The 14,571-nt window shown below is 67.2% G+C and carries 12 protein-coding genes and 1 pseudogene; 9 read left to right on the top strand and 4 right to left on the bottom strand.

What is annotated here, in order from left to right; all coding sequences use genetic code 11:
- Positions 1 to 329 precede the first annotated feature (329 nt).
- The gene (locus AC1MED_RS04880) at positions 330 to 1,742 is read right to left on the bottom strand and encodes an amino acid permease (RefSeq protein WP_479785754.1); all 1,413 of its coding nucleotides are present in this window, start codon (positions 1,740 to 1,742) and stop codon (positions 330 to 332) included.
- A gap of 54 nt (positions 1,743 to 1,796) precedes the next feature.
- Positions 1,797 to 2,894 carry a histidinol-phosphate transaminase gene (hisC, locus tag AC1MED_RS04875; RefSeq protein ID WP_479785752.1) on the bottom strand — a complete coding sequence of 366 codons (1,098 nt, stop codon included), beginning with the start codon at positions 2,892 to 2,894 and terminating at the stop codon, positions 1,797 to 1,799.
- Between the two features lie 93 nt (positions 2,895 to 2,987).
- Between hisC and AC1MED_RS04870 the strand changes: the two genes are divergently transcribed.
- The 3 genes and pseudogenes from AC1MED_RS04870 to AC1MED_RS04860 all read left to right on the top strand — a co-directional run.
- The gene (locus AC1MED_RS04870; protein ID WP_479785750.1) at positions 2,988 to 3,491 is read left to right on the top strand and encodes an Lrp/AsnC family transcriptional regulator; all 504 of its coding nucleotides are present in this window, start codon (positions 2,988 to 2,990) and stop codon (positions 3,489 to 3,491) included.
- A 120-nt stretch (positions 3,492 to 3,611) separates the two neighbouring features.
- Positions 3,612 to 5,312: a thiamine pyrophosphate-binding protein gene (locus tag AC1MED_RS04865; RefSeq protein WP_479785748.1), complete on the top strand. Its 1,701-nt coding sequence runs from the start codon at positions 3,612 to 3,614 to the stop codon at positions 5,310 to 5,312.
- Positions 5,313 to 5,314: 2 nt separating this feature from the next.
- Positions 5,315 to 5,500 (top strand): annotated as a pseudogene (locus tag AC1MED_RS04860) (alpha-amylase family glycosyl hydrolase); the annotation flags it as partial.
- A gap of 104 nt (positions 5,501 to 5,604) precedes the next feature.
- Here the strand turns inward: AC1MED_RS04860 and AC1MED_RS04855 are convergent.
- Complete coding sequence (locus AC1MED_RS04855) at positions 5,605 to 6,255, bottom strand: TetR/AcrR family transcriptional regulator (protein WP_479785746.1); 651 nt, start codon at positions 6,253 to 6,255, stop codon at positions 5,605 to 5,607.
- A 54-nt stretch (positions 6,256 to 6,309) separates the two neighbouring features.
- Between AC1MED_RS04855 and AC1MED_RS04850 the strand changes: the two genes are divergently transcribed.
- Together AC1MED_RS04850 and AC1MED_RS04845 are read left to right on the top strand one after the other, a co-directional pair.
- The gene (locus AC1MED_RS04850; RefSeq protein WP_476916582.1) at positions 6,310 to 6,822 is read left to right on the top strand and encodes a VOC family protein; all 513 of its coding nucleotides are present in this window, start codon (positions 6,310 to 6,312) and stop codon (positions 6,820 to 6,822) included.
- A 169-nt stretch (positions 6,823 to 6,991) separates the two neighbouring features.
- On the top strand, positions 6,992 to 8,635 hold the full coding sequence (locus AC1MED_RS04845; RefSeq protein ID WP_476916581.1) for an alpha-amylase family glycosyl hydrolase: 1,644 nt from the start codon (positions 6,992 to 6,994) through the stop codon (positions 8,633 to 8,635).
- Between the two features lie 168 nt (positions 8,636 to 8,803).
- On the opposite strand, the gene AC1MED_RS04840 is transcribed toward AC1MED_RS04845, so the two are convergent.
- Positions 8,804 to 9,631, bottom strand: a complete 828-nt coding sequence (locus AC1MED_RS04840; protein ID WP_476863274.1) for a hypothetical protein — start codon at positions 9,629 to 9,631, stop codon at positions 8,804 to 8,806.
- 133 nt (positions 9,632 to 9,764) lie between these two features.
- Between AC1MED_RS04840 and AC1MED_RS04835 the strand changes: the two genes are divergently transcribed.
- The 4 genes from AC1MED_RS04835 to AC1MED_RS04820 all read left to right on the top strand — a co-directional run bounded on the left by AC1MED_RS04835 (position 9,765) and on the right by AC1MED_RS04820 (position 14,523).
- Entirely contained in the window at positions 9,765 to 11,000 is a 1,236-nt protein-coding gene (locus AC1MED_RS04835; RefSeq protein WP_476916580.1) for a ScoMcrA-related endonuclease, read from the top strand.
- A gap of 205 nt (positions 11,001 to 11,205) precedes the next feature.
- Positions 11,206 to 11,559 (top strand): hypothetical protein, encoded by a 354-nt coding sequence (locus AC1MED_RS04830; RefSeq protein ID WP_056433413.1) that lies wholly within the window; start codon positions 11,206 to 11,208, stop codon positions 11,557 to 11,559.
- Positions 11,560 to 11,653: 94 nt separating this feature from the next.
- Positions 11,654 to 12,547: a potassium channel family protein gene (locus AC1MED_RS04825; RefSeq protein ID WP_479785744.1), complete on the top strand. Its 894-nt coding sequence runs from the start codon at positions 11,654 to 11,656 to the stop codon at positions 12,545 to 12,547.
- Between the two features lie 257 nt (positions 12,548 to 12,804).
- Positions 12,805 to 14,523: a helix-turn-helix transcriptional regulator gene (locus AC1MED_RS04820; RefSeq protein WP_479785743.1), complete on the top strand. Its 1,719-nt coding sequence runs from the start codon at positions 12,805 to 12,807 to the stop codon at positions 14,521 to 14,523.
- The last annotated feature ends 48 nt before the right edge of the window (positions 14,524 to 14,571 follow it).

Below are 14,571 nucleotides of genomic sequence, written 5' to 3'. Positions count from 1 at the left end.
TGACTGTTTTGAGCTCCCACGCTGCGATGGCGTTCTGCTCCAGAATTGCGGCTCCAGGGGCCGTTTTGCATGCGCCCGCGAATGCAATGTGACCCTCACTGACCTGCCACCGTTATCTTGCACACCAAGCGGTTTACGTAGACTGTTTTCCTGTACCAATTTCGTGAGCGAGCAGACCGCCGCACAGCCTTCGATCCAACCCGCCGCCAGCCGATTTCGCGTTCACCACGGCCGTCCCGGCAAAAACAAAACGGAAGGGCGCGCCCGGCCAGAGCCGGACGCGCCCTCCGCGTGCATCGATCCCACCGAGTGGGTCCGCAGCACCTGATTCAGTCGATCAGCACCGGCTCCTTGGCACGGTCCGAGGACTCCTCAACGAGCGCAGCCTTCCGGTTCCGCTGGTTCAGCCAGCAACCCACTGCCAGCAGCGCCACCAGGGTGAACGTGCTCAGGAGCTGGGGGCGGGAGTCCTCGCCGATGAAGCCCACCGTGAAGATCGCCGCGAGGATCACCAGGCCAAACACCGTGAGCGCCGGGAAGCCGGGCATCCGCAGGGGCAGCTCCGTGCCCTCGCGGTCGGCGCGGAGGCGCAGCGCAAGCTGGGCGAGAAGGGCGGACGTCCACACCAGCAGGCACGTCGAGCCCACGATGTTGAGCAGGATGGGAAGGACCATTTCGGGGAAGGCCAGCTCCAGCACCACCGTGACCACGCCGAAGGCGACGCTGGCCAGGACCGCCGCCACCGGGACCCGCGCCTTGGACACCGAGGCGAGCACCCGCGGCGCTTCACCGCGCTCGGCGAGGGAGTACGCCATCCGGGACGCACCGTAGAGGTTGGCGTTGAGGGCCGACAGCAGCGCGGCGACGGCCACCAGGGTGATGGCGGTGGCTGCGCCGGGCATGCCGGCCGCCTCCAGCACGGCGGCGAACGGGCTCTTCAGCCCGTCCGACCCCACCGGAACGACGGCCGCGATGATGAAGATCGCGCCGATGTAGAACACCAGGATCCGCCACAGCACCGTGCGCACTGCCTGCTTCACGCTGCGGGCAGGCTCGGCCGTCTCGGCGGCAGCCACGGAGACAATCTCGGTGCCGCCGAACGCGAACGCCACCACGAACAGCGCCGTCGCAATTCCGGCGAAGCCGCTGGGCGCGAAGCCCTCGCCCATGAAGTTGGACAGGCCCGGGGACTGCACGCCGGGGAGCCATCCGAAGAGCAGCGCAGCGCCCACCAGGAGGAACCCGACGATGGCGGCCACCTTGAGCAGGGCGAACCAGAACTCGAACTCGCCGAAGTTCTTCACGCTGGTGAGGTTCACGGCGGTGAGCACCACAATGAACACGAGGGCCATCAGCCACACCGGCAGGGTCGGGAAGATGGTGGCCAGCAGGCCGGCCGCACCGAGCGCCTCGGCCGCGATGACCACCACCAACTGGATCCACCACAGCCAGCCGACGGTGGCGCCGGCCACCGGCCCGTAGGCCTTGGCGGTGTAGACCGAGAAGGCGCCGCTGTCCGGGTTGGCGGCGGCCATTTCGCCGAGCGCCCACATCACCAGGATGATCAGCGTGCCGGCGACGAGGTAGGAGATCAGCACGGCCGGGCCGGCGGCCTGAATGCCGGCGCCGGAGCCGATGAAGAGGCCGGCGCCAATGGCGCTGCCCAGGCCCATCATCGTGAGCTGGCGGGGTTTGAGTGCGGCGCCCAGTGCGCGGCCAGACGTCTTCGTCTGTTGTTCCATGGGGATTCCTCTGGTTGTAGGCGGAACGGAGTTAAGGGGTGGGTAAGTCAGGTGTCAGCCTGCGTGGGCTTCCAAAAGCCGGAGCACGCGGTCGTTGGCGGCGCGATCGGCGACGGTGATCCGCACGCCGTCGCCCTGGTACCCGCGCACCAGGATGTCGGCGCGGTCGAACGCCTCCACCAGCGACTCCCGGAGGGTTTCATCGGCACGGATCCACAGGAAGTTGCCCTGGCTGGGCTGCAGTTTCCAGCCCTGCGCCTCCAGCTCCGCAGCCATCCGAGCGCGCTCCTGCTTGACGGCCGCCACCCGGGCTTCCATCTCGTCCCCGGCGTCCAGCGACGCGATCGCAGCCTTCTGGGCCAGCGCGCTCACCGAGAAGGGAAGGGCGGTGCGGCGCAGTCCTTCGGCGATGGCCGGCGCCGCCACGGCGTAGCCCACGCGCAGGCCGGCGAGCCCGTAGGCCTTCGAGAAGGTGCGCAGGATGCAGACGTTGGGGTACCGGCGGTAGAGCGCCAGGGAATCGGGGCCGCTGCCGGCCTCGGCGTACTCCACGTAGGCCTCGTCGACCACCACGAGGATGTCGGAGCGGACGGACCGCAGGAACGCCTCGATGCTCTCGTGGCTGATCGGCACGCCGGTGGGGTTGTTGGGGGTGCAGAGCAGGATCACCTTGGTGCGGTCGGTGACGGCCGCGGCCATGGCCTCCAGGTCGTGGCCCTCGGCGTCGTCCAGCGGGATGCGGACCGGCCGGGCGCCGGCCAGCTCAACCAGGATGGGGTACGCCTCGAAGGAGCGCCAGGCGAAGATGACTTCATCGCCGGCGTCGCACAGTCCGGTGATGATCTGCTGGAGGACCCCCACGCTGCCGGGCCCCACCGCGATTTCCCCGGCGGTGACGCCCAGGTGCCGTGCGAGCCGTTCGCGGAGTTCGACGGCGGCGCTGTCCGGGTAGCGGTTCATGGTGCCGGCCGCTTCGGTCACCGCAGCGGCGGCCGCGGGGAGGGGCTCGTAGTGGCTTTCGTTGCTGGCGAGGGCCGCGATGTCCAGGCCGGCGCTCCGCCGTCCCGGGACGTAGGACGGAAGTCCGGCCACCGCGCCCCGAAGGGCGGGAAGGGCGGTGGCCGGTGCGGTCAGGAGCTGATCAGGGGTCATGAGGACCGATCATGATTGTGATCCGCCACACAATGCAAGATACCCTCATGCCATTGGGACTTCTGCTCAACTTCTACTGACTGCGGTGAAAATATGACCAACCCAACCCCTCGCACCCTGGATTCGCTCGACGGCCGGATCATCCTGGCCATGGACAAGGATCCCGAGGCCAGCGCCCTGGCACTCTCGCGGACGCTCAATGTCGCCCGGAACACCGTCCATGCCAGGCTGGCGCGGCTGGAGCGCAGTGGCGCCCTCCGGTCCTTCAGCCGCAGGCTGGACCCCGCCGCGCTGGGCTATGAGCTCATGGCCTTCCTCTCCCTGTCCATCAGCCAGACGCGCACCGGGGCGGTGGAGGACGGGCTCGCCGCGATCCCGGAGGTCATCGAGGTGCATGCCACCACCGGGGATGCGGACCTCATGGCCAAGGTGGTGGCCCGCGGCACCGCCGACCTCTACCGCATCACCAACCAGATCCTGGAAATCGACGGCATCCAGCGGACCAGCACCGCCATTTCGGTGCTGGAACTGCTGCCCCCGCGCTACGACGGCCTCCTGGCCCGGCTCTCGGAGCAGGAGTCGCGTCCCGCCGACTAAGTCGCAATGACCCGCACCACAGGTGAGCAGATTTTCACTCCGGACACCTCATGACTGCCAAAAGTCCCAGCCAAAAGCAGCGCTCTTGCCCATTCGTGACCCAGCCCACACACTTCCTGCATGACTTCACTCACCGTTTCCGGCCGCGTGGCTCAGGTTCTCAGCAGCTATCTCACCGACCTGTTTGGGGTCATGGGCAACGGAAACGTCTACTTCCTGGACGCCGCCGAGCAGCTGGGCCTGCGCTTCTCCGCCGTCCGCCATGAAGGCGCCGCCATCGCCGCAGCCGACGCCTACTACCGGACGTCGGGCCGTCTCGCCTCAGGCACCACCACTTACGGCCCCGGCTACACCAACGCGCTCACCGCGCTGGCCGAAGCGGTCCAGGCGCAAATCCCCGTTGTGCTGGTCACCGGGGACGCACCGAGCACCGGCGCCCGCCCGCAGGATGTGGACCAGGCAGCAATCGCCGCGGGCCTCGGCGCGGCCACCTTCACCGTCACCCGCGACGCCGCGGGCGCCATCACGCAGCAGGCAGTGGAGTACGCACTCACCAGGCGCACCGCCGTCGTGATCGCCATCCCCTACGACCTCGCGGCACTCGAGGCGGCGGATGAAGAGCTTCCGGCGCCGTTGGCACCGGCCGTGCGTGACGACGTCGACGGCGGCGGCCCCAGCGACCTTGCGCAGGTAGCCCGCCTGCTCGCCGGGGCGCAGCGGCCGCTGATCCTCGCCGGCCGCGGCGCCCATCTCGCCGGCGCCGGCCCGGAGCTCCGGAAGCTTGCCGACCGCCTCGGCGCGCTGACCGCCGGAACCGCGCTGGCGCTGAACCTCCTCGAAGGCGACGGCTATCTCGGCGTCGCGGGCGGCTTCGGCACCGACACCGCGGCCGGGCTCATGGGCGAGGCCGACGTCGTCCTCGTGGCGGGCGCGAGCCTGAGCCCCTTCACCATGCGGTTCGGGCACCTGATCGGCTCCGACAGCACGGTCATCCAGATCGACGCCGCCCTGCAGCCGACCCACCCCCGGGTGGACACGTTCGTCAGCGCGGACGTGAAGGCTGCTGCGGAACGCCTCCTGGCGCTGCTGGATGACCCGGCCGCACCGGCCGCCGGCCCCGCGGAAGCCTGGCGCGCAGAAGCCTGGCGCGCGGAAGCCCGCAAGCGCCTGGCCGAGGGACCGACCCACCACCCCGGCGCACCGGAGACCCCGGACGGCCGGCTGGACCCGCGCTCCCTCGCTAAGGCACTGGACGCTGTGCTGCCCGAGCGCCGCACGGTGGTCCAGGACGGAGGGCACTTTGTCGGCTGGGCGCCCATGTACTGGCGTATCCCCAGGCCGCAGGACCTGGTCATGGTCGGGACCGCCTACCAGACCATCGGACTGGGCCTCGCCAGCGCCGTCGGGGCAGCCCGCGCGGTGGAGGACGACCGCACCCTGGTGCTGGCCTCCGGCGACGGCGGTTTCCTGATGGGCCTCTCCGACCTCGAATCGCTGATCGGCACCGCCCGCAGCGCCGTCGTCGTGATCTACAACGACGCCGCCTACGGAGCCGAAATTCACCAGTACGGCTCCCAGGGCCTGACCGAAAAGCCCATGCTGATCCCCGAGGTGGACTTCAGCGGCGTCGCCCGGGCGCTGGGTGCCGAATCGGCGATCATCCGCTCGCTGGAGGACCTTTCCGCGCTCACCGACTGGATCGACGCCGGCGCCAGGGGAACCTTCGTGGCCGACTGCCGGATCACGTCCAGCGTCCGCGCCCCCTGGCTGAGCGAGTGGATGGAAGCCTCGCGGGCCGCGAAGGCAGCGGTGGCCGGCTGACGATGAGCCGTTCCAGTAGGCCCTCACGGCCGGCCCGCGTTCGCTCGGGCTCCGACACCGACACCGACTGGTACCTGCACCTCTTCTCCGCCGGTCAGCCAAACTGGAACTGGCGCAACCCAGCCGTCGGCGACTACTTCGACGGCGTGCTGCGTTTCTGGTTCGACAAGGGCGTGGACGGCCTCCGGATCGACATCGCCCATGCTCTGTTCAAAGCAGGGGGCCTGCCGGATTCGCCGTCGGAGGGCGGCGCGGTGGACGGGCTGCGGTCCACGGTGCTCTCGGGCCCCGGTCATGGACGGACGGTGAGGGCTGTCAGTGTGTCAACGATGAGTGCCCGGTGCACGGCGGCAGACCAGCCGTGGGCTCTCCTGATATGCACGACGGTGTCTGCGCATAGCAGAACGTCAGTAATCACGGTGAGGCGTTCAGGGTGCAGACCCGTCGCGAGGAGGCCGTCGGCGGCCGCATGCTCCCAGAACGACCGGCACAGCTGGGTGGTGGCGCGGCGTCCGGCCTGGGCACCCTCGGCAAGCTCCGGCTCAAGACCTTCGGACTGTGCAGCAACCTCGAACAGCTGCCCTGCCCTCTCCGCAATACCGACCGAAACGTCGGCGAGAGCCTCGATCCGTTCGGCCAGGGTGCCGGCGGTGATCGCGTTCTGGGCCCGGGGGCGGTGGGCGACATCAACGGCCAATGCGTCTCCCACGAGGGCCTGGTCGACGACGCGGCTGAACAGCGCTGCCTTTGTCCCGAAGCGGACGTAGACGGTCCGGGCAGCGACGCCGGCGCGCTCCGCGATCTGGGCGAGTGTAGTGGCCACGTAGCCCTGATCAAGGAAAAGCTCGCGCGCAGCCCCAATGAGCTGGGCCTCGGTTCGGGCCACTCGCTTGGCTCTCAGGTCCGGAGCGGCACGGGATTCTTGCTTGACGTCATCGCTCATAAGATGCAGTATAACTGCATAGATACAGTTGCACTGCAATTAGGGAGGTTTTCGATGATTCCGAAACTGGCCGGGGTGCATCACCTCAAGCTGCCCGTCTCCGACTTGGATCGGTCCATCCAGTGGTACGGCACCCGGCTCGGCTATCAAGTCGCCATCGAGTTCCACGACCACGGCCGCCGCACCGGCGTCGCGATGACGCATCCCGACGGCGGACCCGACCTCGCACTGAACGACAATCCGGACCGGGCGAAGGCGTCGGCCGGCTTCGACTACTTCTCCATCGGAGTAGCCGACCGGGACCGGCTCGAGGAGTTAGCGGCCCACCTGAGCGCCCTGGGCGAGGACCATGCCGGGGTGCACTTCGCGACAATCGGATGGATCCTTCCGATGCTGCACGACCCCGACGGTCACGAGGTTCGCTTCTACACAGTCGAATCCCACACTGAGATCGACCCGGCTGCACCGCTCGTCATCAACGACGCCGTCGCGACCGCACGGGCCAAGGAGGAGCGGTGGCTTGCCGATAGGGCCACATCCACAGGCGTCACGGGCGAGGTGTCCTGAACGGCGCGGCGCAGACCGCCGCTCTAGGGCTGGGCCCTCCGGCCATCCTTGGCTGAGCCGGTCCCGCTGTGATCGGCACCTTACCGTAGGTTATGAGGGCGCTAATCTCTTCGCGCCGGACCGTAGTCGTTGGCCCATCGGCCGGCGCCAGAAAGTGAGCGAAAAATCCTTGAGTCCTGAATCCCTGCCGCTGCAGCACTCCCCCTCGCCGTCTGACGCCCAGGCGCCGCCCACAGACTGGTGGGAGTCCGCGGTCATCTATCAGGTGTACCCGCGCTCCTTCGCGGACGGCGACGGCGACGGCGTGGGCGACCTCGCCGGCCTCACCGCACGGCTGCCGTACATCGCCGATCTGGGTGCGGACGGGATCTGGATGACGCCGTTCCAGCCCTCCCCGCAGGTGGACCAGGGCTACGACGTCGCCGACTACTGCGGCGTGGACCCGCTGTTCGGAACGCTGGAACAGTTCGAGGTGCTGCTGGAGAAGGCGCACTCGCTGGGCCTGAAGGTCCTGCTCGACGTCGTTCCCAACCACTGTTCCTCCGAGCACCCGCTGTTCCAGGCGGCCCTGGCCGCCGGACCGGGATCGCCGGAGCGGGAGATGTTCCACTTCCGCTCCGGACCGGCGGGAGACACTCCCCCGAACAACTGGCAGAGCGTCTTCGGCGGCCGGGCCTGGAGCCGCGCCAACCCGTGGTCCGAGACGGATCTCGACTGGTACCTGCACCTCTTCTCCGCCGGGCAGCCGGACTGGAACTGGCGGAACCCTGCCGTGGGCGACTCCTTCGACGGGGTGCTGCGGTTCTGGTTCGACAAGGGCGTGGACGGGCTCCGCATCGACGTCGCGCACGCGCTGTTCAAGGCGGAGGGGCTCCCCGATTCACCCTCGGAGGGCGGCGTGGTGGACGGGCTGCGGTCCAACCCCCAGGTCTCGGACCAGGAGGAAGTCCACGAGGTGTACCGCCGCTGGCGTGCCCTGGCCGAGCAGTATGAGCCGCACCGCCTGCTGGTGGGAGAAGTGAACCTGGAGCCGGCCCGCGCCGCCCGCTACACCCGAGCCGACGAGATGCAGCAGGCCTTTGCGTTCGCGTTCGTGAAGCTCGGCTGGGACGCGCACGCCTGGGCCACCGTCGGCAACGAGCTCGAAGCCGCCCGCCTGGTGCACGGTGCGACACCCACGTGGGCGCTGGAAAACCACGACATCGTCCGCGCCGTGACCCGGTTCGGCGGCGGTTCTGTCGGTGCCGCCCGGGCCCGCGCGGCGCTGGTGGCCCTGCTGGGGCTGCCTGGGCCGGCGTACCTGTATCAGGGCCAGGAGCTCGGGCTGCCCGAGGTCGACGTGCCGGTGGAGGCCCGGGTGGACCCGATGTGGGCGCGCGGCGGCGTCTGCCGCGATGGCGCCCGCGTGCCGCTTCCCTGGACTGAGGACGCCGGGCGAAACCACGGCTTCTCGCTGGGGGACTCTGGCGTTAGTTCCGAACCCTGGCTGCCGCAGCCCGCCGGGTGGGGAGCCCACGCCGTCGACCGCCAAGAGCAGGATCCGGCGTCAGCGCTGAACCTCACCAAAGCCGCGCTGGAACTGCGCCGGAAGCTCTGGCGGGAAGGGGTCTTCACCGCGAACGACGGCGGCACCTGGCGCGTCGAGGCCGGAAACCTGCTGATCTGCGAGCGCAACGAGCACTTCCTCGCCGCCGTCGCGATGGGCGATGAACCGGTGCGGCTCCCGGCCGGCACGGTCCTGCTCAGCGCAGCCCCGCTGGAACGGGATGGCTGGCTGCAGCCGAACAACGCCGTGTGGGTATTGAACGGCTGAGCACGTTGCAGGGTTGCGGAGGCCTGCCATACGAAAGGGCCGGCGCGCGTTTCTAAAGGCGAGATGGCTGTGGGCCAAACGCTAAAGAGCTGGGCGGTTGCGCCGGGTCGCGTTGCCGGCGTCAGCTGGACTCATGGTTTGGGTCAGCTCTGGCGGCTCGGCCTCTCGCTATTTCACGACAACCTCCAGATCGATTACTTCGGCGTCAATGATCTCGGCGTCAACGATCTCGGCGTCGTCGGTTCGGTGTCCTGGCTTGGTCAGCTCCAGGCTAGCGAGGTGCTTCTGCAGCCGTTTGGACATGGGAAGGAATGTGCCCAAGGTGAGGCCTCCGGAGAGAACTGCTCCGACTATTGGGATAGCCTTTGCGACTCCGCTGGCGAAAAGCTTCTTGGTCATGCTGACACCGAGATAGCCGGCCACCTTTTTCACGATCGGATAGATGACACCCTGAGTAAGTGCCTTCTGCGGCAGTTTCTTGGCAACGGTGGCGGCGACCATGCCCGCGACTCTTGCCACTCCACTCTGGGCGATCTGCACGCCGAACATCACGCCCACGAACAGGATCAGCATGCTCTCGGTGGCTTCATCGATTTCGTCGTCATCATCGGCGAATAGGTCAGGCCAACTGTAGATATACGCCAGCTTCTGGGCGATCCGAAGCATGTGACCCAAGTACTGCGCGAGGTCGGCTGGGACAGTGCCGATCATTGCCAGACCGCCGGGGATACCTGCGACGGTTGATATGCCTGTGACCTTGCTCGTCTCATAAGCGATCGAGGTGTTTGCGATCTCAGCGATGACCTTGAGTGGAATGCCCGCTGCCGCGGGAGTTTCGGCGATTGCCCTCTTGATCTGTTCCTCGGTGCAGTGGCGCTTGAGTGCCGTTCGGAGATAGGCGGCCCTACTGATCCTCACGCCTGGCAGCTTCGCCGCCGCGTCCAGCACCTGGGTGAAATTCGATCCAGGGTTATCAATCTCTTGGGTTTCGGTCATGAGGTAGATCGTATCTGTGGGCTCCGACCTACACCGGTATTTGCGAGTCCGAAAATGTTACTCTCCCGTTCCTTCCACTTCCAAGGTTCTTTTGAACTCATGGGCAAGTCATAAATCAGGTATGAATGGGGACATGAAGAGATCATGGGCCGATTTGGAGCGTCGAAGCATCGACCGCGCAATTGAGCTGTGGCATGAGCTCGGAAGCGAGGAGTTCATTGCCCGGACCCGATTTAAGGAGTCTCACCGGTACGTAGTGATCGACCGAGGGCAGTCGATTGCAAGCAAGCCACTGGTCGCCATGGCCTTCCAACTGCAATTCGGCTGCGGCAAGGACGGGCCTCCGCGGCTGTCCGGGGGAGAACAGACACGGTCCATCTTGAATCGACTGGGATACGAGCTGGTGGACATTCACGGAGAGAGTCTCGAAGGCACAGCCGAACCCCTCAGGATCGAAGTCAGTCCGAGCACGAATTTCTGGTGGGCGAACCAGTCGGTGAACTTCGACCCCGTCTTTAACGACGGTACCCTGTGGGCTCCCCTGAAGGATCGCCGTGGCCAACAGGTTGACCACTGGCGCACTCTTGACGGTGTGTCCCCAGGGGATCTCGTTTTCCACTATGCCAGCCCCGAGATCCGGGGCGTCAGCCGCGTGGCAACTATGCCGCGACCGGCCTATCCGCCTCGCGGCTATGACGATGTGCCTGCCGGCACGAAGGGCACATTGGTTCTCACGGAACCGGTGCATGAGATCCGTGTTTCACGGGATCGGGCTCTGAACGCGCTCGACGTCGGCCAGGGTCCGATCACCGCAAGCGGGTCCCTTAGGAACGGCTATTTCTTTCCCCTCGACCCTGGCCGCGCACTGGAGGTGTTGCGGCTAGCAGGCATTGAGCCCGTCACCGGAACAGCCGAGGAGCGAGGGGAACACGCTGAACCGTTCGAAGGCTATGTCGGCGGTCCTAGTGACAGTTTGGCAGTAGTGGCAATCCGGGCAGAGCAGCGGTTTCTGCGGGACCAGCAGCTGCGGCGCTGGGGTAGCTCGTGCGCACTTTGTGGACGCTCGCTCCCCGAAGAACTAGTTGTCGCGGCGCATATCAAGCCCCGCTGGGCATGCTCGGAGAACGAGCGCATGGACACACGAAACGTGTCCATGCTCGCTTGCCTGTTCGGCTGCGATGCGCTCTTTGAGCTCGGCTATGTTGTCATCGGTGATCAGGGAATCATCGAACACGGCAGCCGCGGTTCCGAGCAAGCTGCGGACCGGATACGGGACATCGTCGGCAGGAGATGCGCGGCCTTTGGCGAAAAGTCCCGGCAGTACTTCGCTTGGCACCGACAGCACAATTCGGCCAAACGCGGCAAATAGCGGTTGAGGGAACGCTGCCTATTTTCTCCGCTAAGTGCCCACGTCCAACCTAACCAGATCGTGCCGCTGAATACCCTTGGAAATGGGCCTGCAGACGAGCCCGTCTTTCTATAGGCGGGTGCCCCACGGCGGAACCGCCGGACCTTCACGGGCCCCGTATATAGACTGCTCGGGTACGTGTCCCTCGACTTATTAGGAGAAGTTCATGAGCTACAGCGGAAGTCCGTCCGAGAAGCCGGTCGCAGCCGGCGACCTGGACCGCAGCCATATCGGTCAGACTGTGAGCTTTGAACCCAACGACTTCACAGTTGTCTTCGGAACACTCTCCGGCGTCGCCCGGACCGACGCCATGGTCTACCTGTCTCTTCAGGGTGTGGGCGGCGGCACCCACCTGAAGGACGAGTACGACTTGCCTGTCGGCCACAACGTCTACGTTCAGATGGATCCCCTGAGCAGTGCCAGCAAAACCCTCTCGGAGGCCGAACGGGTCATCAAGGAGAAGTTCGACGAGATCAAGAAGAACCTCCGGGACCGGGAACAGAAACCCGGCTCCGAGTAACCTGCATCCAGACACAGGGGAACCCCGCAGTGCCCGGCACTGCGGGGTTCCCCTGTCTGTCACTGTGCCCGGGGCGCCGCCCATAAGATGAGGCATGGACTTTGCGGATACGCTCTGGACGGTTTTTGGGGCCGGGCTGGTTCTGCTGATGCTCGTCGACGTCTTTCGTACGCTCCTTTATCCCCACGGCTCCGGTCCCGTGGGCCGGGCGATCATGCGCGGGTTCTGGCTGGTATCCCGAAAACTGCGGGGCCGGGGCTCCTTCATCGCAGCGCCGTTGGCCATGGCGGCTGTCATTGGCGCCTGGGCGGGCCTGGCGGCCATCGGCTGGGCCCTGCTGTACTTGCCGCACCTGACGGACGGTTTTGTTTACGGAGCCGGGGTTCCCCTGCGGGCCGACTTCGCCGAAGCTCTCTACATCTCCCTGGTCACTCTTTCCACCGTGGGGTTTGGCGATATCGTGGCTACGCATTCGCTGCTCAGGCTGGTTGTGGCCCTTCAGGCCGTCACAGGTTTCGGTTTGCTGACAGCAACAGTCACCTGGATCCTGCAGATGTACCCGGCCCTAAACCGCCGCCGAGCCCTTGCCCACGAGCTGAACTTGTTCAGGGAGGCTGCAGGTCCTGCAGGTGTACTGTCCGTGGAACCCACGCATGCCGCCGGGTTGTTGGAGTCAATGGCCGGAAACGTAGCTCTTGTGAGCATCGATCTGCTTGCGTTCCATGAAACCTACTATTTCCGTGAAGTCGAGCAGCGCGGCTCCTTGCCGGCCACAGTCGCCTACGCCCAGGAACTGGCATCCCAGGCCCAACGCAGCGACAACCCTGAACTCCAGTTCGCCGGACGGATGCTCCACGCCGCGCTCGATGGACTCGCGGACGTTCTTCGCGGCAAGTTCGGCCATTCCGGAACCACTTCGTCTGACGTGTTCGACAGCTACGAGCTGCACCACCGACACCTGCGGGGCAGGAAACCCGACAGTAACTAGCGTGCGGGCACTGATTTCCAGGTGCCGCGTTCAAGGGTCCCCGAAGTTAGGTGGCCCCTATGGACCGATTTAGTCCTGCGGAAACAGGGGTGCACGGCATCGTGTTGAAGGGTCCTGGCCCGCACCTTGCCGCCCCTCAACCCCGGCGGTAGCCTGAAAAGCAGATGACGGGCCACGCCGCCCACCACCGGTTCCGGGAGGGCCGGGCCGGGCAGCGCCCACAGGCTCAGACCCGCCACCGGGAACGGGGAGGCGCGATGTCGACACTCGCACACGGCCGGGAAGCCTACGCCGCACGGCGCTGGCCGGACGCCGTCGGGCAGTACACCGCCGCCGACCACGACGAGGAACTTCCCGCCGGCGATCTGGAACAGCTGGCCATTTCCGTCATCCTCACCGGCCGGGGCGCCGAGGGAGTGGACATCCTGTCCAGGGCGCACCTGAAATACCTCGCCGACGGCGACTACGCCGCCGCCGCCCGTTGCGCCGTCTGGACCGGGATGAATCTCATCCTGCTGGGCGAACCGGCCCGCAGCGCCGGGTGGCTGGCCCGGGCCCGCCGGATCGTCGAGGACCTGCCCGAGCCCTGCCCGTTCGAGGGCCTGCTGTTTGTCCCTGCCGGGCTGGGCGCCCTCTACCAGGGCGACGGCGCCACCGCCGCGGACGCCTTCACCCGGGCCGCGGACCTCGGACGGGCACGCGGCGACGCCGACTCGGCGGCCCTCGGCACGCTGGGCCTCGGGCAGGCAAAGATCATGCTGGGGGAACTCGACGACGGCCTCGCCCTGCTCGACGAGGCCATGGTGGCCGTCACCGTCGGCGAAATCTCCCCGATCCCCGCCGGGATCATCTACTGCGCGGTGATCGAGACCTGCCGTCTGGCCTTCGACCTGCAGCGCGCGCACGAGTGGACACGGGCGCTGGACCGGTGGTGCGAGGCGCAACAGAACCTGGTGGTCTTCAGCGGCCAATGCCAGATGCACCGGGCCGAGCTGTACCGGCTGCACGGCGCCTGGACCGAGGCGATCGACGCGGCCAGAACGGCGCAGGACCTCGCCGTCCGCGGCGACCGGATGGCCACCTACGGCGGCTTTTACGAACAGGGCGAAATCCACCGGCTCCGGGGCGAGTTCGACGCCGCCGAGGCCGCCTACCTGCACGCGCAGGAGACCGGCTTCCCGGCGCAGCCCGGGCTGGCACTCCTGCGCCTGGCCCAAGGCAGGGCGGACCAGGCCCAGTCCCTGCTCCGGCAGGCCATGGCCGGCATCGACGCCGCCTACCGGCGCCCGATGCTCGCCGCCCAGGTGGAAATCGAACTGGCAGCAGGCGACGCACCGGCAGCACGGGCCGCCGCCGAGGAGCTGGACTCGCTGTGCGCCTCGATCGACATGCCCCTGCTGCACGCCCTCGACGAGCAATCCCAAGCCGCTGTCCTGTTCCACGACGGCGACCCCGGGGCTGCCCTGGTCCCGCTGCGCCGCGCATGGACCCGCTGGCTCAGCCTCGACGCACCGTTCGAAGCGGCCCGCTGCCGCGCCCTCCTGGCCAGAGTGTGCGCCGCGCTCGGAGATGAGGAATCCGCCCGGCTGGAGCGTGAGGCGGCCCGGGCAGTCTTTGCCGATCTGGGCGCCGCGCCGGCGCTGGCGGAGCTAGAACTGGCGGGTCTTGGGCAATCGGCGCTTGGGCATTCGGTGCCCGCAGCCGCGTATGCCCGCACAGCCCCGGCGCCAACCACCGGGTACGACGCCCGTCACGCCGCCGACGCCGGGCCGCTCACCGCCCGCGAAAACGAGGTGGTCCGGCTCGTGTCCGCCGGGCTGAGCAACCGGAACATCGCTGCCGAGCTGTTCATCAGCGAAAAAACGGTGGCCCGGCACCTGAGCAATATCTTCACCAAGTTGGGCCTGACCTCCCGGGCCGCCGTCACGGCCTACGCCTACCAGCACGGCCTCGCCCTGACCTCCCGCCCTGCATAAAACTACCCATTCCCAATTTCTCCCCGGCCCACGGGAAATGGGTGATTC

The sequence above is a fragment of the Arthrobacter sp. BI5 genome (genome assembly GCF_056680065.1).
This window is presented reverse-complemented; position numbering and strand designations above follow the sequence as displayed.

Coding starts and splice junctions, on each gene's coding strand:
- AC1MED_RS04880 (WP_479785754.1), bottom strand. CDS start 1,742: ATGGAACAACAGACGAAGACGTCTGGCCGCGCACTGGGCGCCGCACTC.
- hisC (WP_479785752.1), bottom strand. CDS start 2,894: ATGACCCCTGATCAGCTCCTGACCGCACCGGCCACCGCCCTTCCCGCC.
- AC1MED_RS04870 (WP_479785750.1), top strand. CDS start 2,988: ATGACCAACCCAACCCCTCGCACCCTGGATTCGCTCGACGGCCGGATC.
- AC1MED_RS04865 (WP_479785748.1), top strand. CDS start 3,612: ATGACTTCACTCACCGTTTCCGGCCGCGTGGCTCAGGTTCTCAGCAGC.
- AC1MED_RS04855 (WP_479785746.1), bottom strand. CDS start 6,255: ATGAGCGATGACGTCAAGCAAGAATCCCGTGCCGCTCCGGACCTGAGA.
- AC1MED_RS04850 (WP_476916582.1), top strand. CDS start 6,310: ATGATTCCGAAACTGGCCGGGGTGCATCACCTCAAGCTGCCCGTCTCC.
- AC1MED_RS04840 (WP_476863274.1), bottom strand. CDS start 9,631: ATGACCGAAACCCAAGAGATTGATAACCCTGGATCGAATTTCACCCAG.
- AC1MED_RS04835 (WP_476916580.1), top strand. CDS start 9,765: ATGAAGAGATCATGGGCCGATTTGGAGCGTCGAAGCATCGACCGCGCA.
- AC1MED_RS04830 (WP_056433413.1), top strand. CDS start 11,206: ATGAGCTACAGCGGAAGTCCGTCCGAGAAGCCGGTCGCAGCCGGCGAC.
- AC1MED_RS04825 (WP_479785744.1), top strand. CDS start 11,654: ATGGACTTTGCGGATACGCTCTGGACGGTTTTTGGGGCCGGGCTGGTT.
- AC1MED_RS04820 (WP_479785743.1), top strand. CDS start 12,805: ATGTCGACACTCGCACACGGCCGGGAAGCCTACGCCGCACGGCGCTGG.